The organism is Deinococcus actinosclerus, assembly GCF_001507665.1.
Classification (GTDB): domain Bacteria; phylum Deinococcota; class Deinococci; order Deinococcales; family Deinococcaceae; genus Deinococcus; species Deinococcus actinosclerus.
In genome coordinates this window covers 2768317-2793942 of record NZ_CP013910.1, presented here as the reverse complement: position 1 = coordinate 2793942, position 25626 = coordinate 2768317, and the positions used below count along the sequence as shown (strand labels likewise).

Genomic DNA, 25626 nt, shown 5'->3' with positions numbered 1-25626 from the left:
TCACATGGAGCAACGCATTCTGCTGATCGAGGACAACCCGGACATCACCCGCGTGGTGCAGTACGAACTGGAACAGGCCGGGTACCGCGTGCTGGCCGCCCCCGACGGCGTGACCGGCCTGACCGCCGCCCGCGAGCACACCCCCGATCTGGTGATCCTGGACCTGGGCCTGCCGGACTTCGACGGCGCGGAGATCGCCCGCCGCCTGCGCAAGACCAGCAGCGTGCCGATCATCATCCTGACCGCCATGGACGCCGTGGACCGCAAGGTCAACCTGCTTGAGGCGGGCGCGGACGACTACATGACCAAGCCCTTCCACCCGGAGGAACTCGTGGCGCGCGTGAAGGTGCAGCTGCGCCACCAGCAGCACGGCGAGGTCATCAGCATCGGGCCGCTGGAGATCCACCCGCAGAAACGCCTGTGCCACTACAACGGGCACGAGGTGCGCCTGTCCCCCAAGGAATTCGACCTGCTGACCTTCCTGGCACGCCAGCCGGGCCGCGTGTACTCCCGCCAGGAGATTGAGCGTGAGGTCTGGAACGGCGAGCTGCCCAGCAACAGCAACGTGGTGGACGTGCACATGGCGAACATGCGCGCCAAGCTGCGCGACCTCGACGGGTACGGCATCATCCGCACCGTGCGCGGCATCGGGTACGCCCTGAAGACGCCCTGACCCTCTCAGGTCCCGGGCCTGTCTCTGCGCCAGTCGTGGAGGCGGGCCCGGCACCGTCTTGCCTGAATCATGAATGTCCCCTGACACTGCCCTCATCAGCCTGTGAGGGAGGCTGCGGCATCTTGATCGTCATACCGGGGGAGTACGCCGCCCGCACAGGGAGCACCTGATCGTCAGTCCGGAACCCAAAGGGAACCCGGTCAGGAGCAGCAAAGGGCCAGACCCGGCAGTCGCCACCACGTGCGCGCTGCCGGTCTTCATGCATTGAGCCGCGCCGCACGGGTGGCCCCCGGAGGTTCCCCGTGGAGATCCTGATGACCCCCTGGCTCGGTACGCCCGCCTGGATGTGGCTGATGTTCCTGACCGTCGTGGCCGCGCTGCTGGCCTTCGACTTGGGCGTCCTGACCCGCCGCCGTGCCCGCCGCGCCGCCGCGCAGGGCGAGGAGCAGACCATCAGCGTGGCCAGCAGCCTGAAACTGAGCGGCTTCTACATCGCCCTGGCCCTGATCTTCGGAGGGTGGATCTGGTTCACCCTCGGCGCCGAGAGCGGCATGGCGTACCTGACCGGCTTCGCCGTCGAGAAGGCCCTGGCGCTCGACAACGTGTTCGTGATCAGCGTCATCTTCGGCGCGCTGGCCATCCCCCGCCACCTCCAGCACCGCGTGCTGTTCTGGGGCATCCTGGGCGTCATCGTCCTGCGCGGCATCATGATCGGCCTGGGCGCGGCGCTCGTCACGCAGTTCGACTGGATCATGTGGATCTTCGGCGCGTTCCTGCTCCTGACCGGGGTGAAACTGCTGTTCACGAAGGGCGGGCACGACCAGGCGCCCGACCTAGAGCGTCACCCGGTCGTGCGGGCCCTGCGGCGCGTCATGCCCATCAGCCCGCGCCTGGACGGGCAGAAGTTCCTGACCCGCCAGCCCGACGCGCAGGGCCGCGTCCGGGTACACGCCACGCCGCTGCTGCTGGCCCTGCTGATGGTCGAGTTCGCGGATCTGGTGTTCGCGGTGGACAGCATCCCCGCGATCTTCGCGATCACGCAGGACCCGTTCATCGTGTACACCAGCAATATCTTCGCCATCCTGGGCCTGCGCGCCCTGTACTTCGCGCTGGACGCCCTGATTCACCGCTTCAGCGCCCTGAAGCCCGCGCTGGCGCTGGTGCTGGTGTTCATCGGCGGCAAGATCTTCTACAGCCAGTTCTACGGCAAGCTCGACCCGGCCGTCAGCCTGGGCGTGACCCTGGCGATCCTCGCGGGCGGCGTGCTCGTCAGCCTGTGGCGCACCCGCACCGCGGCCCAGGCCGCCGACTGACGCAGACCGCACAGCAGGGCTGGAGGATGGACTCTGCATCCATCCTCCAGCTCCTGTTTTCCCTCACCCGCCCTGGAGGTACAGGAACGCCTCGGGCAGCGCCTCGCGCCACGTCACCCAGTTGTGCCCGCTGGGATACTCGCGGTACTGGTACTCCAGGCCCAGGTCCGCGAACAGGCCCGCCATGCGGCGGTTCGGGCCGGTCAGCCACTCCAGCGTCCCGGTATCCAGGCTGGTCGTGAGGTGCGTGGGCGGATTCGCGCGCACTTCGTCCAGCAGCCACTCCCCGGCCGTGGTCGTGTCGATCACGCCGTCCCGGGTCGCGCCGGGCCGCGCGATGAACGCCCCGCTGTGCGCGGCCACGCGGCTGAACAGCTCCGGGTGTCGCGCGCCCAGGAACAGACTGATCAATCCGCCCAGGCTCGCGCCCCACAGCCCCCGCACGGACGCCGTGACCAGTTCGCCCTCCACGCGTGGCATGACCTCGGTCGTCAGGAACTCCAGGTAGCGGGGGTTCAGGTAGTACTCCTCGTTCCGGTCCCCCGGCTCCACGAACACCAGCGCGGCGCCCGGCGCCAGCCCGGCCTCTACGGCGCGGTCCATCACGTCCCCCAGCTTCCCGGTGCGGTAGAACGCCACGCCGTCCTGCACGTAGTACACCGGCAGCGGCCCGCCCGCGTACCCGTGCGGGGTGTACACGATCACCCGCCGCGTCCCCGGGAACACCTGCCCCTCCCAGGTCAGGCGGTGCGCCGTGCCCTTCCGGGTCGCGTCCGGCGCCTGCCACAGCGGGTGCCGGGCGTACTCGCCCACCACCGCCGCGCGCGGGTACGGCCACCACGGATTCAGGGACCGCTGCGCGTTGTCCGGGTCCGCGAACGCCTCACCCGCCGCGTCCACCCACGCGTACTCCACCCACGCCCCCCGCGGCAACCTCAGGCGCAGCGGCGCGCCGTCCATCACCGGGATCGGCTCACGCTTGCGCCAGTCCGTCACGTCCCCGATCAACCCCACGGCGCCCGCCGGAGGCGAGAACGTCACCCACTGCCCATCCACCGAAACAGCCATGCCCGCAAGTGTACGGCGAGGGGGTTGAGGGCAGTGGGTCGTGAGCAGTGGATTCGGACGCGATGGAGGTGACGCGGCGCCCCTGACTCGCACAACAAAGGAAGCGGGCCGACGTGCCCGGCACGCCAGCCCACTTCCCACTCCCTACTTATTCGCTCCGGTCGGGTGCGGCGGGCGTCACGAGGCCCTGGGTGCTGCTGTAGCCCCGGTACTGGTCGCGCAGTTCACGCTTGAGGATCTTGCCGGTCGCGCCGATGGGGATGCTGTCGGTCAGGACGGTCGCGTCGGGCAGCCACCACTTCGCGAAGCGCGGCGCGATGAAGCTGATCAGTTCGTCGTGCGTGACGCTCTGGCCGGGCTTGGGCGTCACGACGGCCAGGGGCCGCTCGTCCCACTTGGGGTCGTCCATGGCGATCACGGCGCACAGGTTCACGGCCGGGTGGGCCATGATCGCGTTTTCCAGGTCCACCGAGCTGATCCACTCGCCGCCGCTCTTGATGAGGTCCTTGGCGCGGTCCTGAATGTGCATGTACCCGCGGTCGTCCAGCGTGGCGATGTCGCCCGTGTCGAACCACTGCTGGCCGTCCAGGTCGAAGAAGTTGCTCTGACCCTCGCCCTTGAAGTAGCTGCTGGCCACCCATGGCCCACGGATGATCAGGCGGCCCATGGTCTTCCCGTCGTGCGGAAGGCGCTGGCCCTGGTCGTCCAGGACGTCCAGTTCGATCAGCGGCACGGTGCGGCCCTGCTTGGCGCGCAGGGTGAACCCCTCGTCGCTGGCGGGGTCCACGCCGTGCGGGACGCCGCTGGCGGTGCCCAGCGGGTGCGTCTCGGTCATGCCCCAGGCCTGCAGCAGCGCCAGATTGTGGCGGGTCTGGAAGGCGCGGATCATCGCCTCGGGCGCGGCGCTGCCGCCCACGATCAGGCGCTCCAGGCCGCCGAGCCGGTACGGCTCTCCGGCCTGTGCGGCGCGGTCGAGTTCGGCCAGCAGGCCCATCCAGATGGTGGGCACGCCCGCCGTGATCGTCACCGCCTCGTCCTGAAGGAGCGTGGCGACGCTGCGGCCGTCCGCGAACACCCCGGCGTACACCTGCTTGGCGCCGTACATGGCGCAGGTGTACGGCAGCCCCCAGGCGTTCACGTGGAACATCGGCACGATGGGCAGGACACTGTCGGCCTCGCCGACGTTTAGGGCGTCCTTGGGCGCGCTGGCCAGCGAGTGCAACACCGTCGAGCGGTGCGTGTACACGACCCCCTTGGGGTTGCCGGTGGTGCCGCTCGTGTAGCACATGGCGGCCGCGTCCCGCTCGTCCAGGTCGGGGTAGCGGGTCAGGGGCTCGCTCTCCTGCACGAAGGTGTCGTAGTCCTGCACGCCCGGCAGCGGGATGGGCTGCGGCGTGGGCCCCAGCACCAGGATGTGCTCCAGCTGCGGGCACGCGGACTTGAGCGCGGGGATCATCGCGGCGAACACGTTCTCGATGAGCAGCACGCGGTCCTCGGCGTGGTTCAGGATCCAGGCGATCTGCTCGGGGTGCAGGCGGATGTTCACGGTGTGCAGCACCAGCCCGGCGCTGGGCACGCCCAGGTACGCCTCCAGGTGCCGGAAGGAGTTCACGGCCAGCGTCGCCACCCGCTCCCCCTTCCCGAGGCCCAGGCCCAGCAGGCCCCCCGCGAGGCGCCGGGCGCGGTCAGCGACCTGCCCGTACGTCGTGCGGTGCTTGTGCGGCACGGGGTTGCCCTGCTCGTCGCGCCCCGCCACGAGGAGACTGACGACCTCGCGTCCGGCGTACTGCGTGCGGATGCGTTCCAGAATAGTCGGCACGGTCAGTTGAACGTCCATCATGTTGCCCTGCATGAACACCTCCGTGATGCGCCCGAGAACGCGGTGACAGGTTCACCGCCGGGCCCACCGGTTCACTGTGAATGCCGGAAGTATAGGCAAAATTGAACCCGGCTCAGTCAGCAGGCCCACGGGGTGCCACGAACGGGGCGGCGGCTCCGGCGACCGTCCATGTCCGTGACCCGTACCCGGGCCCCCCGCCTCCAGGGTGCCCCTGCGGCGCTGCCCGGACCACCGAGTCGGCGTTCTCGGGCTACTGGCCCAGCAGGTACAGTTCGAGGATCTGCACGGCGGCCGCCTCGTCCTCGTCCTGCGCGCCGAGGTCACGGGCGCGGCGGGTGGTGAAGCGCTCGTCCTGGTAGATCACGCGGTAGCCCTTCTCGGTCAGGACGCGCCCGAAGGCCTGCACGCGGTCCGCGCTGGGACTCTGCGCGCCGTCGGTCCGCAGCGGCAGCCCCAGCACGAGCTGCTGCGCGCCGGTCTCCTCGACTTTCAGCCGCACGGCCTTCAGGTCCAGTGGGAGGCGCTTGCGGTCCACGCTGCCGCGCCCGAACGCGAGCCGCCCGGCGCTGACCGCGAAGCCGATGCGGTGCTTGCTGACGTCCAGCGCCAGCGTGACCGGCACGGTGGTCGGCGCTGGACCCTGCGCGTCGTCGGGGGTGGGGGCGCTCATGCGCCGGAGTGTAGCAAAAGCCCCCCGGCGGCCAAACGCGCGTTAGGCTGATGGGCATGAGCGAAGCCGTGATCACCGAAACCACCCGGGCCGGGGTGCGCACCCTGACCCTGAACCGCCCGGACCGACTGAACGCCGCGAACGACGCCCTGCTGCTGGCCCTGACAGACGCCCTGCGCCGCGCCGACGCGGACGACAGCGTGCGCGTGGTCGTGATCACCGGGGCCGGGCGGGGCTTCTGCGCCGGGCAGGACCTCGGGGACGTGTCGGGCCGCGACATGACCTTCACCGAGCACCTCAACCACACCTACAACCCCCTGATCCGCACCATCCGCAGCCTGGGCAAACCCGTGATCAGCGCCGTGAACGGCGTCGCGGCGGGCGCCGGGGCCAGCCTCGCCCTCGCCGGGGACATCCGGCTGTGGGCGCAGGGCGCCAGCCTGATCGAGGTGTTCTCGAACATCGCCCTGGTGCCGGACTCGGGCAGCACGTGGTTCCTGCCGCGCCTCGTCGGGTACCACCGCGCCTTCGAGCTCATGGCGCTCGCCGAGCGGGTCCGGTCGGACGACGCCCTGCGCCTGGGCCTGTGCGAGCAGGTGTTCCCCGACGAGACCTTCGCGCAGGACGTGCAGGCCTATGCCGAGCGGCTCGCCGCGCGCCCCGCGAACGCCCTGAAACTCACCAAGCAGGCGCTGGTGTTCGCGCAGACCAGCACCCTGGACGAGGCCCTGGATCAGGAGGCCGCGCTGCAACAGCTCGCCGGGGACCACTGGGAACACGAGGAAGGCGTCACGGCCTTCAAGGAGAAGCGCCCCGCGCAGTTCATCCGCGACGGGGAGTAACAGTCGGCACGAGCACGCGGGCGGCCGATCAGGGCTGCCCGCGTGCTTGATTCAGTGGCTTACTTGTCGAGGGGGTCGGGGTTGCGGCTGGCCGCCTTGCCTTCCTCGATCATGTTGTCATGGCGGAAGACCTTGTCGCGCTCGGCTTCCAGGGCCACACCCGCGCGGTCGTCGCCGGGCTGCAGCCGCTCGTCGCTGTGCTGCACGGTCGGGTCGGGCGAGGTGGGCGTCCCGGCGGGGCGCTGGTCGGGCGTCTGGTCGGCGGGCGTGCGGTAGGGATCGTTGTCGGGCATACGGGCCTCCTGGCCGGGGTGAGGGACGCTGGCGGGCACGGTGGGTTCCGTGCGGGCCGTCGGAGCCGGGCTGGTCGGGCTGGACGTGAACGCCGGGCTGTTGGAGGGAGCGGGCGCCGTGACACCCGTGGCCGCTGGCGCCGCGCCAGACGGGCCGCTGCTGGCCGGCGCGGTCGCGGCGGACGAGGCAGGCCCGCTGGTCTCGTCCTCGTGCTCGCCCAGTTCCTCAATCAGGCGCTCGCGGGCCTTGATCTCCTCCTCGACGCGGCGGATGTCCTCCTGCACGCCACTCAGGACGTCCCGGTCGGCGCCGGCGTGATACGAGCGGCCCAAGCGCCCGTACAGCGCGTCGAGCTCACGGCTGAGGCTGAAGATCTCCACGCGCAGCCGCGTGGCGGACGCGACCTCCTCGCCCCGGCGCTGCACGCGTTCGGCGCCGCGCTTGACGGTGTTCAGGATGTTGTCCAGCATGCCCCCAGTCTGCACGGTCGGGCCGGCAGGGGCGTGAGGCGCGGCTTAGGGAACCCTGGGTGTCCCTCCACCTTCTGCCAACCTGCGCGTTGCTACAGTGACCTCACCATGAACGCTGCCGAGACCAGAGCGCTGCTGGGCGCCCTGCGCGCCGCCCACGCCCGGGGCCAGCGCGCCGCGATCGCCACTGTCGTGGGCGTGCGGGGCAGCGCCTACCGCCGCGAGGGCACCCGCATGCTGATCCTCGACGACGGCGCGCAGGTGTGCATGCTCTCCGGCGGCTGCCTGGAGGCCGAGGTGGTCGAGGTCGCGCTGGACGTGATCCGCACCGGGGACAGCGCCCTGACCCACTACGACCTCTCCGAGGACGCCACCTGGGGCCTAGGGATCGGCTGCGGCGGCAGCGTGGACGTGCGCGTGGAACGCGTGGACCCGGGCGACCCGGTGACCGCCGCGTGGCTCGCGGCGCTGGAGGCCGGGGAGAAGGCCGCGCTGATCGTGCCCCTGCGCCCCGGCGCGGGGCGGCTGCTGGTCACGCCGGACGGGGAGGCGCTGGGGGACCTGCGGGCCGACCTGCGGCCCTTCGCGCTGGCCGCCGCCCGCGAGCGCCTCACGCACCTGGAGCCGCGCGCCGCGACCCTGACCGCCCCCGACGGCTCGGCGGTGTTCGTGGACGTCAGCACCCCGCCGCCGCAGCTCGTGCTGTACGGCGCCGGGCACGACGCCATGCCGCTCTCGGCGCAGGCGCACGCGCTGGGCTACGACGTGCACGTCATCGACCCGCGCGGCGCGTACCTCACGCCGGGCCGCTTTCCCGGCGCGACCCTGCACGCCCTGGCCCCCGAGGAACTGGGCGCATTCACGCCGGGCGAGCGGGCGCACCTGATCGTCATGAACCACCACATTGACCGCGACCGGGTGTGCCTGGCGCACGCGCTGCATTCCGGCGCGCCGTACGTGGGCGTCCTGGGGCCGCGCAGCCGCGCGCTGGACCTCCTGAACGCCCTGCAGGAGGAGGGGGTGACCTTCACGCCCGCGCAGCTGGCCCGCCTGCGCTCCCCGATCGGCCTGCGCCTGGGCGCCGAGGCCCCCGAGGAGGTCGCGCTGAGCATCCTGGCGGAACTCATGGCGTGGCGGCGCGGGTACGACGGGTCGTTCCTCAGCGGGCACGCGGGCCGCATCCACCACGAACCCACCCACCCGGTCACGCCGCCCCTGGATGCCGGGCCGGAACCCGTCACCGGCGCGGGAACGTCCCCCACGCGGTAAACACCCCGCCTGCCGGGAGGCTGCTGTACTGCGGCATGACCCGCACAACCAGTGACACCACCCCGGAGCTGGACCTGCCCACCGAGACGCTGCCCACCGAGGACCTGCCCGTCACGGACCTCAGCGACCTGCGGCCCGACGCGCCCATCCTCGCCCCCGTGTTCCGGGAATTCGGGGGCCGCCCGCGCTTCAACGGCCCAGCCGTGACCCTGCGCGTGCCCGGCCACAACCCGCTGGTGCGCGAGGTGCTCGCTCAGCCCGGCGAGGGCCGCGTCCTCGTCGTGGACGCCGGCGGGGCGCTGGACTGCGCGCTGCTGGGCGGGGAACTGGGTGAACTGGCCGTCACGGGGGGCTGGGCGGGCGTGATCGTGAACGGCTGCGTGCGCGACACCAGCGAACTCGCCCAGCTGAACCTCGGCGTGCGCGCCCTGGCAGCCCACCCGCGCCGCAGCGGCAAGGAGCGCCTCGGCGAACGCGACGTGCCCGTCACCCTCGCGGGCGTGACCATCCACCCCGGCGACGCCGTGCACGCCGACGAGGACGGCATCCTGATCCTCCCGGCCTGACGGGGACACCCGGGGGCGCGCCACGCGGTACGCTGCCGGGCATGACCGCCCCCGACCCCGCCCCGCGTCCCGACGCGCCGCCCCGCCGCCGCCCGCTGTGGGTGGCCGCCGGGTTCCTGCTGACCGGACTGGGCGTGCTGGGCCTGATCCTGCCCGGCTTTCCCGGCACGGTGTGGTTCGTGCTGGCCGCCGCCGCGTTCTCCCGGGGCGACCCCCGGTGGGAGGCGTGGCTGCTGTCACGGCCCGTCGTCGGCGCGCTGGTGCGCGACTACCGCGCGGGGCTGGGCATGCCGCTGCGGGCCAAATGGATCGCCTGCCTGTGCATCGTGGCGGCGGTGGCCTTCAGCGTGGGGCGCATTCCCGTCCTGATCGGGCAGGTGGCGTGGGTGCTGGTGGGGCTGGCGGGCGTGGCCTACATCACAATGAAGATTCCCACCCGGCGCCCGCCCACGCCGGGCGCGTAGACTCCGCGCATGCTTCAGGGTGTCCTCGCCCGGCTGGACGACGCCGGGAACCACGTACCGCGCTTCACCGCGCCCCGCTGCCTCCTCGAACGGCAGGCGGTGGGCGGCTGCGACGCCTGCCACGCAACCTGCCCGCACGGCGCCATCACGCTCGGCATGCTGGGTGACAGCATCCAGATCGACCCGGACCTCTGCACCGGCTGCGGCCTGTGCGTGCAGGTCTGCCCCAGCGGGGCGCTCGAATACAACCTCGAACCGGCCCTCCAGAGCGTGCGCGACCAGCAGGACGCCGCGAGCCGCGCCGCGCCGGACGCCAGCCTCACCTGCAGCCGCAGCGGCGCGGGCGGGCCCAGCCTGCCGTGCCTGGGCCGCGTCACCCCCGCGCTCCTCTCGGCGGCCGGCGCGTGGGGGGTGCCGCTGACCCTCATCCACGGGGACTGCGCCGCGTGCCCGGTCGGCGCCCCCGACGTGCCCGAGCGGGTGGAACGCGTACTCGACACCGCGCAGGCCCTGCGCGCCCCCACCGGCAAACCCGCGCAGGTCACCGTCCGCCCCGCCACGCCGGAGGACGCCAGCCGCTCCCTGACCGTCTCGCGGCGCGGCGCGTTCGGCGCCCTGTTCCGGGTGGGCAAGCAGCACCTCGCGCAGAGCATCCCCGAGAGCCCCCTGCCCTTCGTGGACTGGAGCGTGCCCGAGGACCGCACCCCCCAGGAGTGGACGTGGCGGGCCCGCAGCCTCAAACCCACCCCGCCCGAGGACGCCGCGATCCCCTGGCCCGCGCCGCTCGTGGACGACACCTGCATTGACTGCCCGGTGTGCACCAACGTCTGCCCCACCGACGCCATCACCCGCGACCTGCAACCCGACGGCGGCGTGAAACTCCTGCTGAATCTCAGTGCCTGCACCGGCTGCATGGGCTGCCTGCACTCCTGCCCGCCGCAGGCCATCCACGCCCAGACCCACTGGCGTCCCGCCGCGTTCGGCGCGCCGCTGCTCCTGCGTGAGAGCGACACGATCATGTAGATGCAAAGGCTGGGCGGCATGGGGGGTGCCCGGACGTGGGCGGCCTCAGCGCGGCCCACCGGCCGGCCATGACCCATCAACGAAGCACGCCGCCCCGGCTGACCTGGGGCGGCGTGCTCCGCTGTGTCTCAGTCGGGCCTCAGTCGGCCGCCGGGACCAGTTCGCGTTCGCGCTGGGTGACGTTCGCGCCGAGGCCCTGCAGGCGTTCGGCCAGCCGCTCGTAGCCGCGGTTGAGGTACTGCACGCCGTCGATGACGGTATCGCCCTCGCAGGTGAGGCCCGCGATGAACAGCGCGGCGCCCGCGCGCAGGTCGGCGGCCTTGACGGGCGCGGAACGCAGCGCGCCGCCCTGGATGATCTGCGTGTACCCGCTGACCGTGATGGTCGCGCCCATGCGGTGTAGTTCGGCCACGTGCGTCAGGCGGTCGGGGTACACGGGGTCCTGCACGACGCTGGTGCCGGGAATCGTGGCGAGCAGCGCGCTCATCTGGGGTTGCAGGTCGGTGGGGAAGCCCGGGTAGCTCTGGGTGGTGATGTTCACGGGCTTCAGGTCACGGTTGGTGGCGTCCACCGTGACGCTCAGACCGTCCTCGCTGACGTCGGCGCCGATCTCCTGAAGTTTGCCGATCACGGCGCGCAGGTGATCCGTGCGGACGTTGTTCACGGTGAAGCGGCTGCGGGTCGCGGCGGCCAGCAGCATGAACGTCCCGGCCTCGATGCGGTCGGGAATCACGCGGTACTCCCCGCCGCGCAGCGACGCGACGCCCCGGATGGTCAGGGTGTGGGTGCCGGCACCCTGGATGTCGGCCCCCAGGTGGTTCAGGAACTCGATGAGTTCCACGACGTCCGTGTCGATGCTGGCGTTTTCCAGCGTGACCACGCCGTCCCCGAGGGTGGCGGCCAGGATGGCGTTGTGCGTGCCGCCCACGGTGAGCAGCTCGAAGATGAACTGCCCATTCAGGCTGCCGCTGCGCTGGGCGTCGAAGTTGCCGTTGTCCTCATGGACGTCCACACCCAGGGCGCGCAGGGCCTTGACGTGCTGGTCGACCGGGCGCGGCCCCCAGGCGCAGCCGCCGGGCATGGACACGGTCGCGCGCCCGGTGCGGGCCAGGATGGCGCCCATCACGATGAAGCTGGCGCGCATCTTGCTGACCAGCGCGTAGGGCGCGTCGGTGTGCAGGATCTCCGGGGTGTGCAGTTCCAGACTGTTCTCGCCCACCCAGGCGTGCTGGGTCCCCAGGTGCGCCATCAGGTCCAGGATGGTGCGGACGTCGCTCAGGCGGGGAATGCCGTGCAGCGTGACTTTCTCGCGGGTCAGCAGGGTGGCGACGATGACGGGCAGCGCGGCGTTCTTGCTGCCCTGAACGGTGATCTGGCCGCTCAGCGGGCGGCCGCCCTGGACGTGCAGTGGGGTCAGGTGCATGGGGTTCCTTTCAGCGGGCGGGGCGGGCGGGCCACGCCGGGGTGGGTGAGGGGGGTGAGCCGACCGACGCGCGGCATGGGTGCATGTTACACATCGTGCTCACCGGTCGTCCATACTGACCATACAGGTCACCCCGGCGTGGTGGATGAGCGCTGGGGGCGGCCCCGGGTTACGTGCAGCTCATGTTGAGGGGCTTCTCCGAGGCGTGATAGGCTGCCTGCACGGACTCGGCCACACCACTGCCCCCGCGCGGCGCGGCGTGGCCCCGTTTCAGGAGAGGCATGCCCAAGAAGGAACGCAAACGGCTCCAGGTGGTGATCAGCGACGAGCAGGACGCCCTGCTGACCCGCACCGCCTACGAACTGTCCAGCCCCGAACGCCTGATCAGCAAGAGCGAGGTCGTGCGCCTCGCCATCGAGAAGATCGCGCGTGAACTGGGCGAGGGCGAAAACCTCGAACAGTACCGCTCCATCCTCGACCACGAATCCGTCGCTGACGACGCCTGACCCTCAGCCCTGACCGCACCGGACGCCGCCGTCCGGTGCGCTGCTTACTGCCTGGGGGGTGGGCGCAGCCGCCGGGGGAGCCCGGACACCCCCGCGCACCGATCTCCAGCGGGGGGCCTGGGCCGCTCCGGATTCGGCCCGGGCCTGAAGGTCAGCGGTTGACTGCCAGCGGGGCGGCGCCCGGCAGGACGCGCCGGGCACCCACGAAGCGCGGTCCCCAGTACCGGTCGGCGCGCAGGTGATCCACGGTCACGCGGCCCTGGTACGAGTTCGCGCTGATGAACTGATCCTCGCCCAGGTAGATGCCCACGTGTGAGACCCGCCCCGCGCCCTCGGTGTCGAAGAACACCAGGTCGCCCGCCTCGAGCGCCTCGGGCGCCACGGGCTGCCCCGCACGGGCCTGTTCGGCGCTCGTGCGGGGCAGCGGCACACCCAGCGGCGTGAACACCTGGAGTACCAGCCCGCTGCAGTCCGTGCCTGCGCGCGTGGTGCCCCCGAACACGTACGGCGTGTTCAGCAGGCTCAGGGCGGCGGCGCGCCAGTCGCCCGCGCCCGCCAGGGGAGACGGGGTGTCGGTCGTCTGCGAGCGCGGCATGGGGCTGCCGGGCTGGAGAACCGGGGCGGTCTGGGTGGGCGTCAGCGGCTGAAAGGGCGACGCGGCCCCCGCTGCGCCGACCGCCGGGGCCGGGGGGGTGAACGACTGCGCCTGAACCGGCGCCACCGGCACACTCGCACCCGCCGGCACACTTGTTCCCACCGGCATAGTGGCGCCCACCGGCAGGGTCAGGACCTGCCCGGCCTTCAGCACCGCGCCGGGGGGCAGGGCGCTGGCCTCCAGCAGGGCCTCGACCCTGACGCCGAAGCGGCGGGCCAGGGCGTAGAGCGTGTCGCCGGGCTGCGCCACGTAGGTGAGCGGCACCACGCGCAGCGTGAGGACCTGCCCTACCCGCAGGTCCGGGCTGCTCAGTCCATTCAGGGTGAGCAGTTCCTGCACGCTCAGTCCTGCGCGGCGCGCCAGGCTGAAGGCGGTGTCGCCGGGCTGCACGGTCACGCTGACCTGCCCGGCCGGACCGGCGGCCGTCTGGGCGCCCGCGCCGCCCACGAGGAGCGCGCCGAGCAGCAGACAGACGGACAGGAGACGGGATTCAGGCATCAATGGAGGGTCCTCACCGTGAGAAGGCGGTGAAGGAAGTCTGGGTCACCGCGCACCGTAACACGCGTTCCCTTTCGGTGCAAGAACGCCCCCACCGGCCCCGGGGCCGCCGCGTGCAGTCCCGCCGGTACGAACGCTCACACGGCCCGGCCAGCACGCGGGCGTATGGTGGGCGGGTGATCGTCCGCACCCGCGCGTGGGGCACGCGCACCTTCAGCGCCCTGCGCCACCCCGCCTATCGCCGCTACTGGTTCTCGCAGCTGCTCTCGCTGGTCGGGTCCTGGATGCAGGCGACCGCTCAGCAGTACCTCGTGCTGGAACTCTCGGGCGGCAGCAGCGCCGCGCTGGGCTGGGTGACCGTCGCGCAGTTCATGCCCAGCCTGCTGCTCTCGCTGTTCGCGGGGGCGGTCATTGACCGCGTGCCGCGCCGGCGCGTGCTGCTCGCCACGCAGCTCACGCTGCTGGGCACCGCGACCGCGCTGGCCGTCACCACGCACCTGGGCGTCGTGACCCTGCCGCTCGTCATGCTGATCGCGTTCATCAGCGGCACCGCGAACGCCTTCGACATGCCCGCCCGCCAGAGCATGGTCGTGGACTTCGTGCCCAAGAGCGACGTCCCGAACGCTGTCGCGCTGAACAGCCTGTCGTTCAACGTGAGCCGCACGCTGGGGCAGGCGCTGTTCGGCGTGGTCGCCGCGCTGGGCGTGACGCTCCTCGCCGGCGGGAACGCCGAGAACATCTCGCGGCTGGCGCTGCCCTTCTACCTGAACGTCGCGTCGTTCTTCGTGGTGCTGTACGTGATCGCCACGCTGCCCTTCCCAGCCCGCGACTTCGGGCCGCGCGGCAGCATGCTCGGCGACGTGCAGGAGGGGCTGCGCTACGTGCGCGCCACACCCGCCGTGCGCAACGTCATGCTGCTCGTGGGCGCGCTGAGCCTCACCATCGTGAACTTCAACGTGATCATCCCCTACTACGCCCGCGTGGTGTTCGGCGCGCGCGAGGCGACCTTCGGGGCGCTGTCGGCCGCGTTCGGCATCGGCGCGATGGCCGGCGCGCTGTGGCAGGCCAGCAAACCCAACCCGCTGCGCAACCTGCGCCTCGGCGCGATCATCCTGATCGTCAGCGCGGTGCTGCTGGCCCTCACGCCCGGCCCCACGCTGGCCTTCCCGGTTCTCGCCGCGTGCGGCTTCGGCATGCTCAGTCTGCTCGTCAGCGCCAACAGCACCGTGCAGCTCACCATTCCCGATCAGCTGCGCGGGCGGGTCATGAGCCTGTACTCCTTCGTGCTCGTCGGCATGGGCCCCCCCGGCGCGCTGATCGCCAGCACCCTGATCAGCCGCGACTGGCTGCTGGGCCCCCGCCTGGGCCTGATCACCCTCGCGGGTCTGGGCCTGATCGCTGTGCTGCTCCTGTGGACCCGCCTGCCCCGCCGGCTGGAGCAACCCGCCGGGGACGACTGAGCGCCGGCGCGGCCGTCCGCCCACGCGGAACCCTGAACGCGGTGTAAGGGCCGCGCCGGCGGGAGGCTGGTATCCTGCGCGCATGGCTTCAGACCGCAATCCTGACCAATCGCACGCGCTGACCTGGGCGCTGATCGTGATTGCCCTGGGCGCGATCATCGGGATTGGCACCGCCGCCGCCCTGCTGGCCCGCAAGGACCGCCCGCTGCCCGACGATCCCGACGCGCCGCTGTTCATCTGAACGCGGCACCTGAACGGGGCACCCCTCTACGTCAGAGGTGGTGCCCCGCTGGCCTTCACAGGTGCTAGAACGGCCAGATGCGCGGGATGATCAGCAGCGACACCACGAAGGTCACTGCCGTCAGGCCCGCGCCGACCCGCACGAAATCCAGGAAGGTGTAGCGGCCCGGGCCGTACACCAGCATGCAGGACGGCTCCAGCGGCGTCACGAACGAGTTGCTGGCCGCGACCGTGATCCCGATGATGAACGGCCGGGGATCGTAGCCGAGCGCCTTGGCGGTGCCGATGGCGAGCGGCAGCATCACGAGCGCCGCCGCCTGGTTGCTCATGGGCTGCGTCAGGGCGACCGTCACCACGAACAGTGCCGCGAGCAGCCCGTAGGGCCCCAGCGGTTCGAGCACGCCGGACAGCGCGCCGGTCAGGACTTTCGCCGCGCCGGTCGCCTCGAAGGCCGTGCCGAAGGCCAGCATGCAGGCCACGAGCACGATGACGGGCCACTCGACCGCGCCGTACGCCTCCTCGGGGGTGATCAGGCGCAGGGCGAGGCTCAGGGCGACGGCCACCACGACCGCCACACCCAGGGGCACGACGCCCAGGCCGCCCAGCAGGACCGCGCCCGCGAACAGCAGCACGGCCAGCGGCGCGCGCCGCAGGTCGCTCTGGCGTTCGGTCAGGTCGCCCAGCACGACCAGATGGTCGCCCAGTGCGTCGATGCGTTCGGCGCCGCCCTGCACGAGCAGCACGTCCCCCACCTGCACCCGCAGGCGGCCCAGCCGCTCGACCTGCCGGGCGCGGCGGTGCAGCGCCAGCACGGACGCGCCGTAGCGCTCGCGGAAGCGCGCCTCACGCAGCGTACGGCCCAGCAGCGGCGACCCGGGCATCACGACCACCTCGACCAGCCGCACGTCCCCGCCGGTCTGGAGTTTCTGCTCGCTCTTGCTGACGATGCCCAGCGTGTTCTTCCCGGCCAGGATGCGTTCGGTGGGCCCCTCGACGGTCAGGGTGTCGCCCTCCAGCAGCCGGAAGCTGGCGGGCGGGGCGTACACGGTCTCCTCGCCGCGGCGCACCGCCACGACGGTCAGGCCGTGATCGCGGCCCAGCCCGCTCTCGCGCAGCGTGACGCCCTCCAGCGCGCTGCCGGGCGCGACCGTCAGGTCGGCGAGGTACGCGCGCAGCGAGTCCTCCAGCTGCGCGTCCCGCGCGGGCAGCAGGCGCGGCGCGACGAAGAACAGGTACGCCAGCCCCACGATCGCCACGGGGACGCCCACCCAGGCCAGTTCGAAGAAGCCCAGCGGTTTCTGGCCCGTGGCGGGCAGCGCCCCGGACACCACGAGGTTCGTGCTCGTGCCGATCAGGGTGATCGTGCCTCCCAGGATGCTCGCGAACGCCAGCGGCATCAGCGCGCGGCTGGCGGGAATGCCCGCGCGCCGGGCCATGCCCGCCACGACCGGCAGGAACACGGCGGTGGTGGCGGTGTTGCTCGTGAAGGCGCTGACGCCCGCCACGGTGCCCAGCAGCGCCCGCAGCGTGCCCGTGGCGCTGCGTGAGCGCCTTGCCAGGGCCGCGCCGATCCACTCGATCACCCCGGCGCGCAGCAGCACCCGCGTCAGGATGAACAGCGACGCCAGCGTGAGCACCGTGTCACTCCCGAAGCCCGCGAAGGCCTCCTTGGGTGTCAGCAGGCCGAACAGCAGCAGCGCCGAGAGCAGACCCAGCGCCGTGACGTCCACCGGCAGCCACTCGGTGGCGAACAGCACCAGCGCGGCGACGAACAGGATCAGGATCAGCGTGACGGGATCCACGTCAGCGCCCCCGCAGGCGGGACGGGCGGGGCGGACAGGGCAGAGGAGTCATTGCCCCCGATCATGCGGGCCCCTCCGGGTGACCCGCGTGAAGGTCTCTTTAATCCGCCTTGGCCGCGCCCAGCGCCAGCCGCGTCAGCGCGTCCCGCAGCACCGCCACCGCGCGGTCGTACTCGGCCAGATCCAGCCGCTCCTCGGGCGTGTGATCCAGGGCGCTGTCGCCCGGTCCGTACGCCAGGGTCGGAACGGGCCAGTGCCCCGCGACCACGTTCATATCGCTCGTGCCGGTCTTCATCTTGAATACCGGCTGGCCGCCCTGCGCGCGGATCGCCACGCGGAACGCCCGCGTCAGCGCGTTGTCCTTGGGGTGCCGCACCGCCGTCTCGTGCCCCACGAAGGTCAGCTCCACACCCAGGTCGGCCAGTGCCGCGCGGATCTCGGCTTCCGCCTGCGCGGGCGAGACGCTGACCGGCAGGCGCAGCCCGAAGGTGCCCCACGCCCGCTGGTGCAGGCCGTCCGTGCCCGCCCCCAGGTCCTGAATGGTGGCCTGCACGCCGCCGAACACGCCGCCCGGCTCGCCGGCCCCCGCCGCCCAGGCCCGCACGCGGAACCACGCCTCGGTCAGGTCGTCCCCGGCGCTGCTGCCGTCCCCGGCGGTATGGAAGTTCTCCTTGACGGCCTGCGCCTTCACGACCAGCCGCCCCTTGTACCCCAGGGTCAGGCCCTCCCACGCGCTCGGCTCGCCGATCAGCACGGCGTCGGGCTGCACCACTGTGCGGACGTGCCGCGCGCCCCGGCTGCTGGGCGCCTCCTCCTCGGTCGCGCCGATCACCACGAAGCGGGCCGCCGAGAGCGCCTCGTCGGGCAGGGTTGCCACGGCCGCCATGAACGCGCACAGCGGCCCCTTGGCGTCCACGCTGCCCCGTCCGTGCAGCACGCCCGACCCGTCCACACGCACCGGAATGTCGCCCGGCACGGTGTCCATGTGGCCCAGCAGCGCCACCGTCAGCGGGCCGCGGCCGCGCTCGCCCACCGCGTTCCCGGCCTCGTCCACGCGGGCCTCGAAGCCGCGCGTGGCCATCCAGTCGCGCAGGAACGCCGCGACCTCACCCTCCTGCCCGGACAGCGAGGGGATGCCCACCGCGCCGATCAGCAGGTCACGGGCGTCCTGCACCGTCTCCAGGTGCGGGTCAGTCAACGTCCATCACCCCGGAGCCCGCGTCCAGCGCGCGCGCGAGGCTGACCAGCAGGCGCGCGATGTCCGCGAGACTCACCAGCGCGATGGTGCCCACACCGCCCGCCAGCAGCGTCCACAGGCCCGCGAGGCGCTCGCCGCCCGTGAACTGGAAGATCGCCAGCACCACCGCGCCCACGAACAGCACGGCGCCCAGCACCCGCAGGCGACCCGGCAGGCCTGAGGCGAGGTCCGTCTGCCGCGCCAGGGTCGCCGCCGCGCCCGCCGAGCCGCGCAGCGCAGGCACAGGCGGCGCCTGGGTCGTGACCGGCTCACTGGTGGCCGGCGCGGGGCGGGAGTCCTGGGGTTTCGTCAGTTCCGGTCCCCTGGGCTCGGGCCCCTTCGGCTCGGGCCGGGTGGGGGAGAACGCCGACGAGGAGATCACGACCGGCGTGGGCGCGGGCCGTTCGTGCGTCGCCGGGGCAGGCGCGGGGGGCTGCACCGGGGCGGGCGTGGGCGCCGGCTCGGCGTGCACGGGCGACTGGATGACCTGTGGTTCTGGCGCCGGCGCGGGTCGGGACTCGGGGCGCTTCGTCTCGGCGGCCGGTCCGGGCGCCGGGGTCGCCGCCGGGGTCGGGGTGGGTGCCGGGGCGAAGGTCTTCGCCGCGCCCGCCCGCGGCAGGGGCGAGGTGGGCTGCTCCTTGGCGCGGGCAGTCGCGTCGCGCACCCCGCCGAAGAAGGTCTGCACCGCGCCCGGATCGAAGCCCAGCAGGCTGGCGGTCAGGGCCGTCCCGGCGGGCGTCTCGACGCGCAGGGTGCCCTCCTGGTCGCTGTGGATGCGGGTCAGGTCGCGCAGGGTCACGCGGCGCGTGCCGCCGGCGTCCTGGTACAGCAGCGTGTCGGGGGTCAGCACGAACAGCGCGTCCTCGCGTTCCAGGGCGCTCAGGGGGGCGTCGGTCAGTCCAAGGTCGCGCAGGGTCTGCGCGGCGCGGTCACTGGGGCGTTGCGTCATGGTCGGCTCCTTCGGCGCGGCCGGGCCAGCTGCCCGGGCCCGCTGCTTGCTGCGCCACAGCATAGCGGCCCCCGCCCGGCGCGCGCCTGTGGGGGCGGGGCAGCATGAAGGGACGCGGGGCGCGGCTCTCACCCCCCACCGAGCGCGCGCGGCCCAGACTGGGCGGCATGACCGACAACAGGTACGGGGACGCGCCCCTGGGCAAGAGCGTCGAGGAGATCGAGCAGGAGAGCGGCAACGTCGTGAACAGCCCCGTCGAGGGCGAGGCGCGGCGGGCCGAGGAAGCGCCCGTCGTGCCGGCCCTGGTGACCGGGACGGGCAGTGGCGTGATCGCCGCCGTGCGCCCCGACGCGCTCATCGAGTCCGGCGACGACGCCGACGACGGCCGCGCCCGCGAGAACCGCGACGCCAGCGAAGAGAGCTGAAGCCGTTCCTGCCAGCGCGGCCCGGAGGCTGTCCCCGGGCCGCGCCGCTTTTCTGGACGGCCCCGCCCGGCGCGGCCGAGGTCCCCGGTAAGCTGCGGGGCGTGACGAGTGCCGCCGACCCGACCCCCGTGACCGACGCCGCCCCCCGGGTGGGCGTGGTGATGGGCAGCCGCAGCGATTTTGAGACCATGGGGGGCGCGCTGGACCTCCTGCGGGACCTGGGCGTGGCGTACGAGGTGCGGGTGCTGTCCGCGCACCGCACCCCGGCGCTGCTGCCCACGTACGGCGCGCGGGCCGAGCGGCTGGGGCTGGCGTGCATCATCGCGGGGGCGGGCGGCGCGGCCCACCTGCCGGGCATGCTGGCGGCCTTCACGCGCGTGCCGGTGCTGGGCGTGCCGGTGCAGTCCCGCGCCCTGAGCGGCCAGGACAGCCTGCTAAGCATCGTGCAGATGCCCGCCGGGGTGCCTGTGGCGACCTTCGCCATCGGCGCGGCGGGCGCGAAGAACGCCGCGCTGTTCGCCGCCGCGATGCTCGCCACGACCGACGGGGCGGTGCGCGCCCGGCTGAACGCCTTCCGCGCCGCGCAGACGCAGGGCGTGCTGGACGACCCGTTCTTCGACGGGCACCCCCAGGCGGGCGAGGCATGACCGCGCCGGGCATCACTGCCGGCACCACGCTGGGCCGCGAATTGACGCTGGGCATCCTGGGCGGCGGGCAGCTGGCGCAGATGCTCGCGCTGGCCGCCATTCCGCTGGGCGTGCGCGTGACCGTGCTGGAACCCGACGCCCACGCCCCCGCGCGCCTGTGCGCCCGCCACCTGCCCGCCCCATACACCGACCCCTCCGGGCTGGACGAACTGGCCGCGTGCGACGCGGTCACGCTGGAATTCGAGAACATTCCCGTGGGGGCGCTCGCCGCGCTGGAGGGCCGCGTGCCCGTGCGCCCGGCGGGGTCGCTGCTGGCCCGCAGCAAACACCGCGCCCGCGAGAAGCAGGCCCTGCGCGAGGCCGGGGCCACCACCGCGCCCTTCGAGATCATCGAGACCGAGGGGGACCTGGACGGCGCCCTGGCGCGCGTGGGTGGGCGCGGCATCCTGAAGACCAGCGAACTCGGCTACGACGGCAAGGGGCAGGCCCGCGTGAACACGGACGCTGAGCTGCACGCCGCCTGGGCCGACCTGAACCGCGTGCCGTGCGTGCTGGAGGGCTTCGTGCCCTTCGAGCGCGAGGTGAGCCTCGCCGTGGCGCGCACGCCGTCCGGGCAGGTGGCCTTCGGGCCGCTCGTGGAGAACGTCCACCGGGACGGCATCCTGCGCACCAGCGTGTACCCTGCCCAGGTCCCGGACGGCACCGAGGCCCGCGCCCGCGACCTGGCCCGGGCTGTCGCGGACGCCTGGGCGCTGGAGGGCCTGATCACCCTGGAATTCTTCGTGCTGCCCGGCGGGGATCTGCTGGTCAACGAGGTCGCGCCGCGCGTGCACAACAGCGGGCACCTCACGCAGGACGGCGGCGGCCTCAGCCAGTTCGAGGCGCAGGTGCGCGCCGTGCTCGACCTCCCGCTGAACGACTGGGCGCCCCTGCACCCCAGCGCCATGCTGAACGTGGTCGGCGTGGACGGCCCCGACGGGCAGCCCCTGGAACCCGACTGGGCCGCCATCGACGCCCTGGGCGGCACGCGCGTGCATCTGTACCACAAGGCGCACCGGCACGGGCGCAAGGTGGGGCACGTGAACCTCGTCGCGCCGGATCCCGAGACACTGCGGGCCCGGCTGGCCAGCCTGGAACCCCTGGTTCCCTAAGCGCACCGTAAAGGCAGCTCAGGGTTCGCGTAACCTCGCCTCACGGCCCGTCAGGCGGCCCCACCTACGCTGAGAATCGTGAAGCGTCTCCTGACCACCCTGACCCTCGCGCTGGTCGCCACCGCCCACGCGGCCGACTTCAAACTGATCCTGAAGGACGAGGCCAGCACCATCCGCAAGGGCGAACTGAAGACCACCCCCATCGTGAAATCCTGGGCGGTGCCCGCCGCCGGCGTGCAGGCGACCCGCAAGGTGAAGCGGCTGAGCACCACCATCACGCCCATCCTCGACCGGATGGAAAAGACCATCAACGCCCGCAAGCCCAAGCCGGCCGTGTTCCGCAACGTCGGCGGCAGCTGGGTCGCCACCGACCAGACCGGCTGGACCCTGGACCGCGCCGCCACCAAGGCCAACCTCCTGAAAGCCATCCTGAGCGGCAAGGACACCGCGCAGGTCGAGGTGAAGCGCGCCGTGCCCGACCGCAGCGTGAAACTCCTCGCTCAGCGGGGCGTGCTGTGGCACGTCGCGGCGGGCAGCAGCAACTACGCGGGCAGCCCCGACTTCCGCGAGAAGAACATCCTCGTCGGCGCCAGCAAACTCGACAACTTCTTCATCGCGCCCGGCCACGAATTCAACTTCAACGAGGAGATCGGCCAGATCGACGCCAGCACCGGTTTCGTGAAGGGCTTCGTGATCAGCGGCGGGACGCTCAGCAAGGAGGACGGTGGCGGCATCTGCCAGGTCAGCACCACCATCTTCCGCGCGCTGTACCAGGCGGGCCTGCCCATCACCGAACGGCACGAACACAGCCACCGCGTGAAGTACTACGACCCTGTGGGCTTCGAGGCCACCGTGTACGCTCCCAGCAAGAACCTGCGCATGAAGAACGACACCGGCAAGCACCTGTTCATCCAGGCAGGCTGGGACACCCGCGCCCAGACCCTGCGCTTCGACGTGTTCGGCGCGAACACCGGCCGCACCGTGAACATCAGCAAGCCCGTCATCACCGACTTCAAGGCCCCCGCCGACCCCAGCTACACCCCGGACGACCGCGTCGCGCCCGGTGGCCGCCGCCTGCTCGACACGCCCATGCAGGGCATGACCAGCGTCATCACCCGCACCATCAAGGTGAAGGGTAAGGTCACCAGCAGGGACACCCTCAAGAGCGTCTACCAGCCCTGGGGCGCCGTGTACGGCGTGAACCCCAAGGACAAGCGCCTGAACTGAACACGGCAAGCAAGGGCCCACCTCCAGGTCAGAGGTGGGCCCTGTTCCGCAGCTGACCCTACCTGCCGCCGCGCAGCCACGGCGTCGCCCAGCGCGTCACGGCGGGCATCACCAGATAGGTCATGAGCAGCACGACCACGATCATCTGGGGAATGGCGCGGATCGGCATGGGGTAGTGACCCAGCCAGGGTTTCAGCGCCTCGCCGAACAGCCAAGACGTGCTGACGCTCACCGGGTACAGCGCCGCCAGGGTCAGCAGCGCCATCTTCCAGCGGGGCGGCTGGCGCAGGGTCGCGGCGGCCGGCGGCGTGAACCAGAAGTCCAGGCCCGGCTGCTTCTCGAAACTGACGTGCTCGTCGACCAGCGGCGCGATGCGCTCCAGCCACGCGGCCCGCTCGGGGGACAGTTCCCAGGCGGCGGCGCTCGTCAGCGTGTCGAAGCGGGCCAGCAGCGTGTACTCCTGCTCGCCCGGCGCGGGGCGGATCACGCCGGTGCCGCGGTGGCCGGGCAGGCGGGCCAGCAGCGCGTTCGCCTCGGCGAGCAGCGCCTCGTACGCGGCCTCCTGACCGGGGCGGATGCGGCGGCGGACGACCAGACTGACCGGGTCGCTGGGCTGATGCCCCTCGAACTGGAGCTGCTCGCTCATACGGCCTCCGCGTCCGGGACGCGGCGCGGCCACGCGACGAGCGCGACGCCCGTGAGGATCACGAGCAGGGCCGCCCAGCCCAGCGGGCCCAGCTGCTCGCCGCCGAAGCCGACGCCCAGCAGCACCGCCACGACCGGGTTCACGTACGCGTAGCTGGTCGCCAGGGCGGGGCGGGTGTGTGCCACGAGGTACATGTACGCGCTGTACGCCACGAGGCTCCCGAACACCGTGAGGTACGCCAGCGCCCACAGGCTCGCGGCGCTGGGGGTGCCCCAGCGTTCGCCCATCAGGACGCTCAGGAGCAGGAGGACGCCGCCCCCGGTGAGCATCTCGGCGGCCGATCCCATCAGGCCCTGCGGGAGGGGCAGGTGACGCGACCACTGGCTGCCGAACGTCCAGCACAGCGGCGCGAGGATCAGCAGCAGCGCCGCCAGCGGCGTGGCGTGCAGTTCCCCGACATTCAGCAGCGCGATGCCGATCAGGCCCACGCCGATGCCCAGCCACTCGCGCCCGCCGGTCCGCTCGCCCCACAGCCGCGCGAACAGCGCCGCGAACAGCGGGGACACCGCGATCACCATGGCGGCGACGCTGCTGCTCGCGTCCCGTTCGGCCAGCGTGACCAGCCCGGTGCCGCCGCCCAGCAGCAGGGTGCCCACGACAGCGCTGGCGCCCCACTCGCGCGTGGTGGGCAGCGCCACGCCCCGCGCGCGCAGCGCGAGGAGCAGCAGCGCGCCCGCCAGCACGAAGCGCGCCGCGAGCATGCCCAGCGGCGGCAGCGTCTCGATGGCGACCTTGATCCCGAAGTACGTGCTGCCCCACACGACGTACACCAGCCCCAGGCACAGCAGCACCAGCGGCGTCAGGCGCGCGGCGCTGGCGGGGGCCGCCCCGGCACTCACGAGAGGCGGCTTTCGATGGCGCGGGCGTGCGCCTCGAGGCCCTCGGCGCGGGCCAGGGTCGCCCCGGCCGGACCGATGCGGCGCAGCGCGCCCTCGTTCAGGCCCACCACCGAGATGATGTTCTGGAAGTCCCGCACGTTCACCGGGCTCATGAAGCGCGCGGTGCCGCCGGTCGGCATGACGTGACTGGGGCCCGCCACATAGTCGCCCAGCGCCTCCATGCTCGCCTCGCCCACGAACACGCCCCCGGCACGCTGCACGAGGCCCAGCAGGCTCCAGGGGTCGCGGGTCAGCAGGCACAGGTGCTCGGGGGCGTACAGGTTCGCCAGCTCCACGGCCTCCTCCAGCGTGCCGGCCAGGATGACCTTCATGCGCGCCTGCACGCTGTCGCGCGCCCAGCCCCGGTTCGGTTCCGGCAGGGCCTCGAGCTGCCCGTTCAGTTCCGCCTGCACCCGGATCAGCAGCTCGCGGCTGGTGGAGACGAGCACGGGTTCCGCGCCGTTGTGCTCGGCCTGCGCCAGCAGGTCGGCCGCCACGAAGCGCGGGTCGGCGCTGTCGTCGGCCACGACCAGCGTCTCGGTCGGGCCGGGCAGGCTCTCGATGCCGGTCTGGCCGTACACCATCCGCTTGGCGATCACCACGAACAGGTTTCCGGGGCCCGCGACCTTGTCCACCGCGCCGATGCTCGCCGTGCCGTACGCCAGGGCCGCGATGGCCTGCGCGCCGCCGACCCGGAACACCTGCGTGAGGCCCAGTTCGCGCGCCGCGACGAGGATCGCCGGGTGCACGCGGCCGTCCCGCGCGGGCGGCGTGGTCACCACGATGTCCGACACGCCCGCCACCTGCGCGGGCACCGCCGTGTGGATCAGCGTGCTGATCAGCGGGGCCAGCCCGCCCGGCACGTACACGCCCACCCGCGAGAGCGGCCGCACGAGCTGCCCCAGCGCGCCGTCCGGGCCGTGGTTCAGGAACCCGTGTGCGGGCTGCTGTTCGTAGAAGGCCCGCACCCGCCGGATCGCCGTGAGGATCGCCTCATGCAGGTCCGGGGCGACCTGCGCGGCCGCCAGTTCCGCCTCCGGCACGCGCAGCTCGGCGGGGCGGTGGCCGTCCAGCCGCTCGGTCCAGTCGCGCAGCGCGTCGTCCCCGCGCGCGCGGACATCACTCAGGATGCGCTCGACGACCTGCGCGGGACTCAGCGCCTCGCCGAACGTCGCCTCGATGCGGGCCAGCACGGCGTCGGGAACGGGAATCTCATTGAACGTCCGCGTCAGGGCGGACCGGGCCTCTTGGCCTTGCAGCACTTGCATCGTCACTCCAGTAGACAGGGGAGAGGAGGGTGGGGGAAGCGGCGCCCCACACGCGGGGTGGG

The 25626-nt window shown here is 72.4% G+C and carries 26 protein-coding genes; 14 read left to right on the top strand and 12 right to left on the bottom strand.

The window, feature by feature from the left end; genetic code table 11:
- The first annotated feature begins 4 nt into the window (after positions 1-4).
- Positions 5-673 carry a response regulator transcription factor gene (locus AUC44_RS13695; RefSeq protein WP_046843357.1) on the top strand — a complete coding sequence of 223 codons (669 nt, stop codon included), beginning with the start codon at positions 5-7 and terminating at the stop codon, positions 671-673.
- A gap of 314 nt (positions 674-987) precedes the next feature.
- Complete coding sequence (locus AUC44_RS13690; RefSeq protein ID WP_062159863.1) at positions 988-1986, top strand: TerC family protein; 999 nt, start codon at positions 988-990, stop codon at positions 1984-1986.
- Between the two features lie 63 nt (positions 1987-2049).
- Here AUC44_RS13690 and AUC44_RS13685 read toward each other — a convergent pair whose 3' ends face one another.
- The 3 genes from AUC44_RS13685 to ruvX form a co-directional block, all read right to left on the bottom strand.
- The gene (locus AUC44_RS13685; protein ID WP_062159220.1) at positions 2050-3054 is read right to left on the bottom strand and encodes an alpha/beta hydrolase; all 1005 of its coding nucleotides are present in this window, start codon (positions 3052-3054) and stop codon (positions 2050-2052) included.
- 148 nt (positions 3055-3202) lie between these two features.
- The gene (locus tag AUC44_RS13680) at positions 3203-4906 is read right to left on the bottom strand and encodes a long-chain fatty acid--CoA ligase (protein WP_062159862.1); all 1704 of its coding nucleotides are present in this window, start codon (positions 4904-4906) and stop codon (positions 3203-3205) included.
- Between the two features lie 238 nt (positions 4907-5144).
- The gene (gene ruvX / locus AUC44_RS13675; RefSeq protein WP_058975067.1) at positions 5145-5564 is read right to left on the bottom strand and encodes a Holliday junction resolvase RuvX; all 420 of its coding nucleotides are present in this window, start codon (positions 5562-5564) and stop codon (positions 5145-5147) included.
- Positions 5565-5620: 56 nt separating this feature from the next.
- Here ruvX and AUC44_RS13670 point away from each other — a divergent pair, with 56 nt between their 5' ends.
- Positions 5621-6406: an enoyl-CoA hydratase-related protein gene (locus tag AUC44_RS13670; RefSeq protein ID WP_062159219.1), complete on the top strand. Its 786-nt coding sequence runs from the start codon at positions 5621-5623 to the stop codon at positions 6404-6406.
- Positions 6407-6465: 59 nt separating this feature from the next.
- Here the strand turns inward: AUC44_RS13670 and AUC44_RS13665 are convergent, their stop codons facing one another.
- Positions 6466-7170: a hypothetical protein gene (locus AUC44_RS13665; RefSeq protein WP_062159218.1), complete on the bottom strand. Its 705-nt coding sequence runs from the start codon at positions 7168-7170 to the stop codon at positions 6466-6468.
- 108 nt (positions 7171-7278) lie between these two features.
- Here AUC44_RS13665 and AUC44_RS13660 point away from each other — a divergent pair, with 108 nt between their 5' ends.
- From AUC44_RS13660 to AUC44_RS13645, 4 genes are read left to right on the top strand one after another with little or no spacing between them, the layout of a single operon-like run.
- Positions 7279-8439 carry an XdhC family protein gene (locus tag AUC44_RS13660; protein ID WP_062159217.1) on the top strand — a complete coding sequence of 387 codons (1161 nt, stop codon included), beginning with the start codon at positions 7279-7281 and terminating at the stop codon, positions 8437-8439.
- 35 nt (positions 8440-8474) lie between these two features.
- Entirely contained in the window at positions 8475-9005 is a 531-nt protein-coding gene (gene rraA, locus AUC44_RS13655; RefSeq protein WP_157445386.1) for a ribonuclease E activity regulator RraA, read from the top strand.
- A gap of 41 nt (positions 9006-9046) precedes the next feature.
- Positions 9047-9469: a YbaN family protein gene (locus AUC44_RS13650; protein ID WP_062159216.1), complete on the top strand. Its 423-nt coding sequence runs from the start codon at positions 9047-9049 to the stop codon at positions 9467-9469.
- Positions 9470-9478: 9 nt separating this feature from the next.
- Positions 9479-10492, top strand: coding sequence for a 4Fe-4S dicluster domain-containing protein (locus AUC44_RS13645; protein ID WP_062159215.1), 1014 nt, complete (start codon positions 9479-9481; stop codon positions 10490-10492).
- 139 nt (positions 10493-10631) lie between these two features.
- Here AUC44_RS13645 and murA read toward each other — a convergent pair whose 3' ends face one another.
- Positions 10632-11915 carry a UDP-N-acetylglucosamine 1-carboxyvinyltransferase gene (murA, locus tag AUC44_RS13640; protein ID WP_062159214.1) on the bottom strand — a complete coding sequence of 428 codons (1284 nt, stop codon included), beginning with the start codon at positions 11913-11915 and terminating at the stop codon, positions 10632-10634.
- A gap of 281 nt (positions 11916-12196) precedes the next feature.
- Here murA and AUC44_RS13635 point away from each other — a divergent pair, with 281 nt between their 5' ends.
- Positions 12197-12421, top strand: a complete 225-nt coding sequence (locus AUC44_RS13635) for a hypothetical protein (protein ID WP_062159213.1) — start codon at positions 12197-12199, stop codon at positions 12419-12421.
- 151 nt (positions 12422-12572) lie between these two features.
- Here AUC44_RS13635 and AUC44_RS13630 read toward each other — a convergent pair whose 3' ends face one another.
- Positions 12573-13574 carry a C40 family peptidase gene (locus tag AUC44_RS13630; RefSeq protein WP_082689074.1) on the bottom strand — a complete coding sequence of 334 codons (1002 nt, stop codon included), beginning with the start codon at positions 13572-13574 and terminating at the stop codon, positions 12573-12575.
- Between the two features lie 176 nt (positions 13575-13750).
- Here AUC44_RS13630 and AUC44_RS13625 point away from each other — a divergent pair, with 176 nt between their 5' ends.
- Positions 13751-15034 (top strand): MFS transporter, encoded by a 1284-nt coding sequence (locus AUC44_RS13625; RefSeq protein ID WP_062159212.1) that lies wholly within the window; start codon positions 13751-13753, stop codon positions 15032-15034.
- A gap of 82 nt (positions 15035-15116) precedes the next feature.
- Complete coding sequence (locus tag AUC44_RS16870) at positions 15117-15275, top strand: hypothetical protein (protein WP_189062537.1); 159 nt, start codon at positions 15117-15119, stop codon at positions 15273-15275.
- A gap of 64 nt (positions 15276-15339) precedes the next feature.
- Here the strand turns inward: AUC44_RS16870 and AUC44_RS13620 are convergent, their stop codons facing one another.
- The 3 genes from AUC44_RS13620 to AUC44_RS13610 form a co-directional block, all read right to left on the bottom strand.
- Entirely contained in the window at positions 15340-17076 is a 1737-nt protein-coding gene (locus tag AUC44_RS13620; protein ID WP_062159211.1) for an SLC13 family permease, read from the bottom strand.
- A gap of 100 nt (positions 17077-17176) precedes the next feature.
- On the bottom strand, positions 17177-18274 hold the full coding sequence (locus AUC44_RS13615) for a [LysW]-lysine hydrolase (RefSeq protein ID WP_082689073.1): 1098 nt from the start codon (positions 18272-18274) through the stop codon (positions 17177-17179).
- A complete protein-coding gene (locus AUC44_RS13610; protein WP_157445385.1) occupies positions 18267-19262 on the bottom strand; it encodes a hypothetical protein in 996 nt (331 codons plus the stop codon). Before AUC44_RS13610 ends, AUC44_RS13615 begins: the two co-directional genes overlap by 8 nt.
- Positions 19263-19429: 167 nt before the next feature.
- Between AUC44_RS13610 and AUC44_RS13605 the strand changes: the two genes are divergently transcribed.
- From AUC44_RS13605 to AUC44_RS13590, 4 genes are all read left to right on the top strand, one after another.
- Positions 19430-19687 (top strand): hypothetical protein, encoded by a 258-nt coding sequence (locus tag AUC44_RS13605; RefSeq protein WP_062159209.1) that lies wholly within the window; start codon positions 19430-19432, stop codon positions 19685-19687.
- A gap of 161 nt (positions 19688-19848) precedes the next feature.
- Positions 19849-20334 carry a 5-(carboxyamino)imidazole ribonucleotide mutase gene (gene purE, locus AUC44_RS13600; protein WP_062159858.1) on the top strand — a complete coding sequence of 162 codons (486 nt, stop codon included), beginning with the start codon at positions 19849-19851 and terminating at the stop codon, positions 20332-20334.
- Positions 20331-21485 carry a 5-(carboxyamino)imidazole ribonucleotide synthase gene (gene purK / locus AUC44_RS13595; RefSeq protein WP_062159208.1) on the top strand — a complete coding sequence of 385 codons (1155 nt, stop codon included), beginning with the start codon at positions 20331-20333 and terminating at the stop codon, positions 21483-21485. Before purE ends, purK begins: the two co-directional genes overlap by 4 nt.
- Positions 21486-21563: 78 nt before the next feature.
- Entirely contained in the window at positions 21564-22712 is a 1149-nt protein-coding gene (locus tag AUC44_RS13590; RefSeq protein WP_062159207.1) for a VanW family protein, read from the top strand.
- A gap of 58 nt (positions 22713-22770) precedes the next feature.
- On the opposite strand, the gene AUC44_RS13585 is transcribed toward AUC44_RS13590, so the two are convergent.
- From AUC44_RS13585 to hisD, 3 genes are read right to left on the bottom strand one after another with little or no spacing between them, the layout of a single operon-like run.
- On the bottom strand, positions 22771-23358 hold the full coding sequence (locus AUC44_RS13585; RefSeq protein WP_062159206.1) for an antibiotic biosynthesis monooxygenase: 588 nt from the start codon (positions 23356-23358) through the stop codon (positions 22771-22773).
- Positions 23355-24257 carry a drug/metabolite exporter YedA gene (yedA, locus tag AUC44_RS13580; protein WP_062159205.1) on the bottom strand — a complete coding sequence of 301 codons (903 nt, stop codon included), beginning with the start codon at positions 24255-24257 and terminating at the stop codon, positions 23355-23357. The genes AUC44_RS13585 and yedA overlap by 4 nt, the downstream gene beginning before the upstream one ends.
- Positions 24254-25564: a histidinol dehydrogenase gene (gene hisD, locus AUC44_RS13575; RefSeq protein ID WP_062159204.1), complete on the bottom strand. Its 1311-nt coding sequence runs from the start codon at positions 25562-25564 to the stop codon at positions 24254-24256. Before hisD ends, yedA begins: the two co-directional genes overlap by 4 nt.
- Between the last annotated feature and the right edge of the window lie 62 nt (positions 25565-25626).

Excerpts from the sequence above, each read along its gene's own strand:
- ruvX (WP_058975067.1), bottom strand. The coding sequence starts at position 5,564 with ATGAGCGCCCCCACCCCCGACGACGCGCAGGGTCCAGCGCCGACCACC.
- AUC44_RS13690 (WP_062159863.1), top strand. The coding sequence starts at position 988 with ATGACCCCCTGGCTCGGTACGCCCGCCTGGATGTGGCTGATGTTCCTG.
- AUC44_RS16870 (WP_189062537.1), top strand. The coding sequence starts at position 15,117 with ATGGCTTCAGACCGCAATCCTGACCAATCGCACGCGCTGACCTGGGCG.
- AUC44_RS13605 (WP_062159209.1), top strand. The coding sequence starts at position 19,430 with ATGACCGACAACAGGTACGGGGACGCGCCCCTGGGCAAGAGCGTCGAG.
- AUC44_RS13680 (WP_062159862.1), bottom strand. The coding sequence starts at position 4,906 with ATGCAGGGCAACATGATGGACGTTCAACTGACCGTGCCGACTATTCTG.
- murA (WP_062159214.1), bottom strand. The coding sequence starts at position 11,915 with ATGCACCTGACCCCACTGCACGTCCAGGGCGGCCGCCCGCTGAGCGGC.
- AUC44_RS13610 (WP_157445385.1), bottom strand. The coding sequence starts at position 19,262 with ATGACGCAACGCCCCAGTGACCGCGCCGCGCAGACCCTGCGCGACCTT.
- AUC44_RS13650 (WP_062159216.1), top strand. The coding sequence starts at position 9,047 with ATGACCGCCCCCGACCCCGCCCCGCGTCCCGACGCGCCGCCCCGCCGC.
- purK (WP_062159208.1), top strand. The coding sequence starts at position 20,331 with ATGACCGCGCCGGGCATCACTGCCGGCACCACGCTGGGCCGCGAATTG.
- AUC44_RS13695 (WP_046843357.1), top strand. The coding sequence starts at position 5 with ATGGAGCAACGCATTCTGCTGATCGAGGACAACCCGGACATCACCCGC.
- AUC44_RS13635 (WP_062159213.1), top strand. The coding sequence starts at position 12,197 with ATGCCCAAGAAGGAACGCAAACGGCTCCAGGTGGTGATCAGCGACGAG.
- AUC44_RS13645 (WP_062159215.1), top strand. The coding sequence starts at position 9,479 with ATGCTTCAGGGTGTCCTCGCCCGGCTGGACGACGCCGGGAACCACGTA.
- AUC44_RS13665 (WP_062159218.1), bottom strand. The coding sequence starts at position 7,170 with ATGCTGGACAACATCCTGAACACCGTCAAGCGCGGCGCCGAACGCGTG.
- hisD (WP_062159204.1), bottom strand. The coding sequence starts at position 25,564 with ATGCAAGTGCTGCAAGGCCAAGAGGCCCGGTCCGCCCTGACGCGGACG.
- rraA (WP_157445386.1), top strand. The coding sequence starts at position 8,475 with ATGACCCGCACAACCAGTGACACCACCCCGGAGCTGGACCTGCCCACC.
- AUC44_RS13630 (WP_082689074.1), bottom strand. The coding sequence starts at position 13,574 with ATGCCTGAATCCCGTCTCCTGTCCGTCTGTCTGCTGCTCGGCGCGCTC.
- AUC44_RS13660 (WP_062159217.1), top strand. The coding sequence starts at position 7,279 with ATGAACGCTGCCGAGACCAGAGCGCTGCTGGGCGCCCTGCGCGCCGCC.
- AUC44_RS13685 (WP_062159220.1), bottom strand. The coding sequence starts at position 3,054 with ATGGCTGTTTCGGTGGATGGGCAGTGGGTGACGTTCTCGCCTCCGGCG.
- AUC44_RS13670 (WP_062159219.1), top strand. The coding sequence starts at position 5,621 with ATGAGCGAAGCCGTGATCACCGAAACCACCCGGGCCGGGGTGCGCACC.
- AUC44_RS13585 (WP_062159206.1), bottom strand. The coding sequence starts at position 23,358 with ATGAGCGAGCAGCTCCAGTTCGAGGGGCATCAGCCCAGCGACCCGGTC.
- purE (WP_062159858.1), top strand. The coding sequence starts at position 19,849 with ATGGGCAGCCGCAGCGATTTTGAGACCATGGGGGGCGCGCTGGACCTC.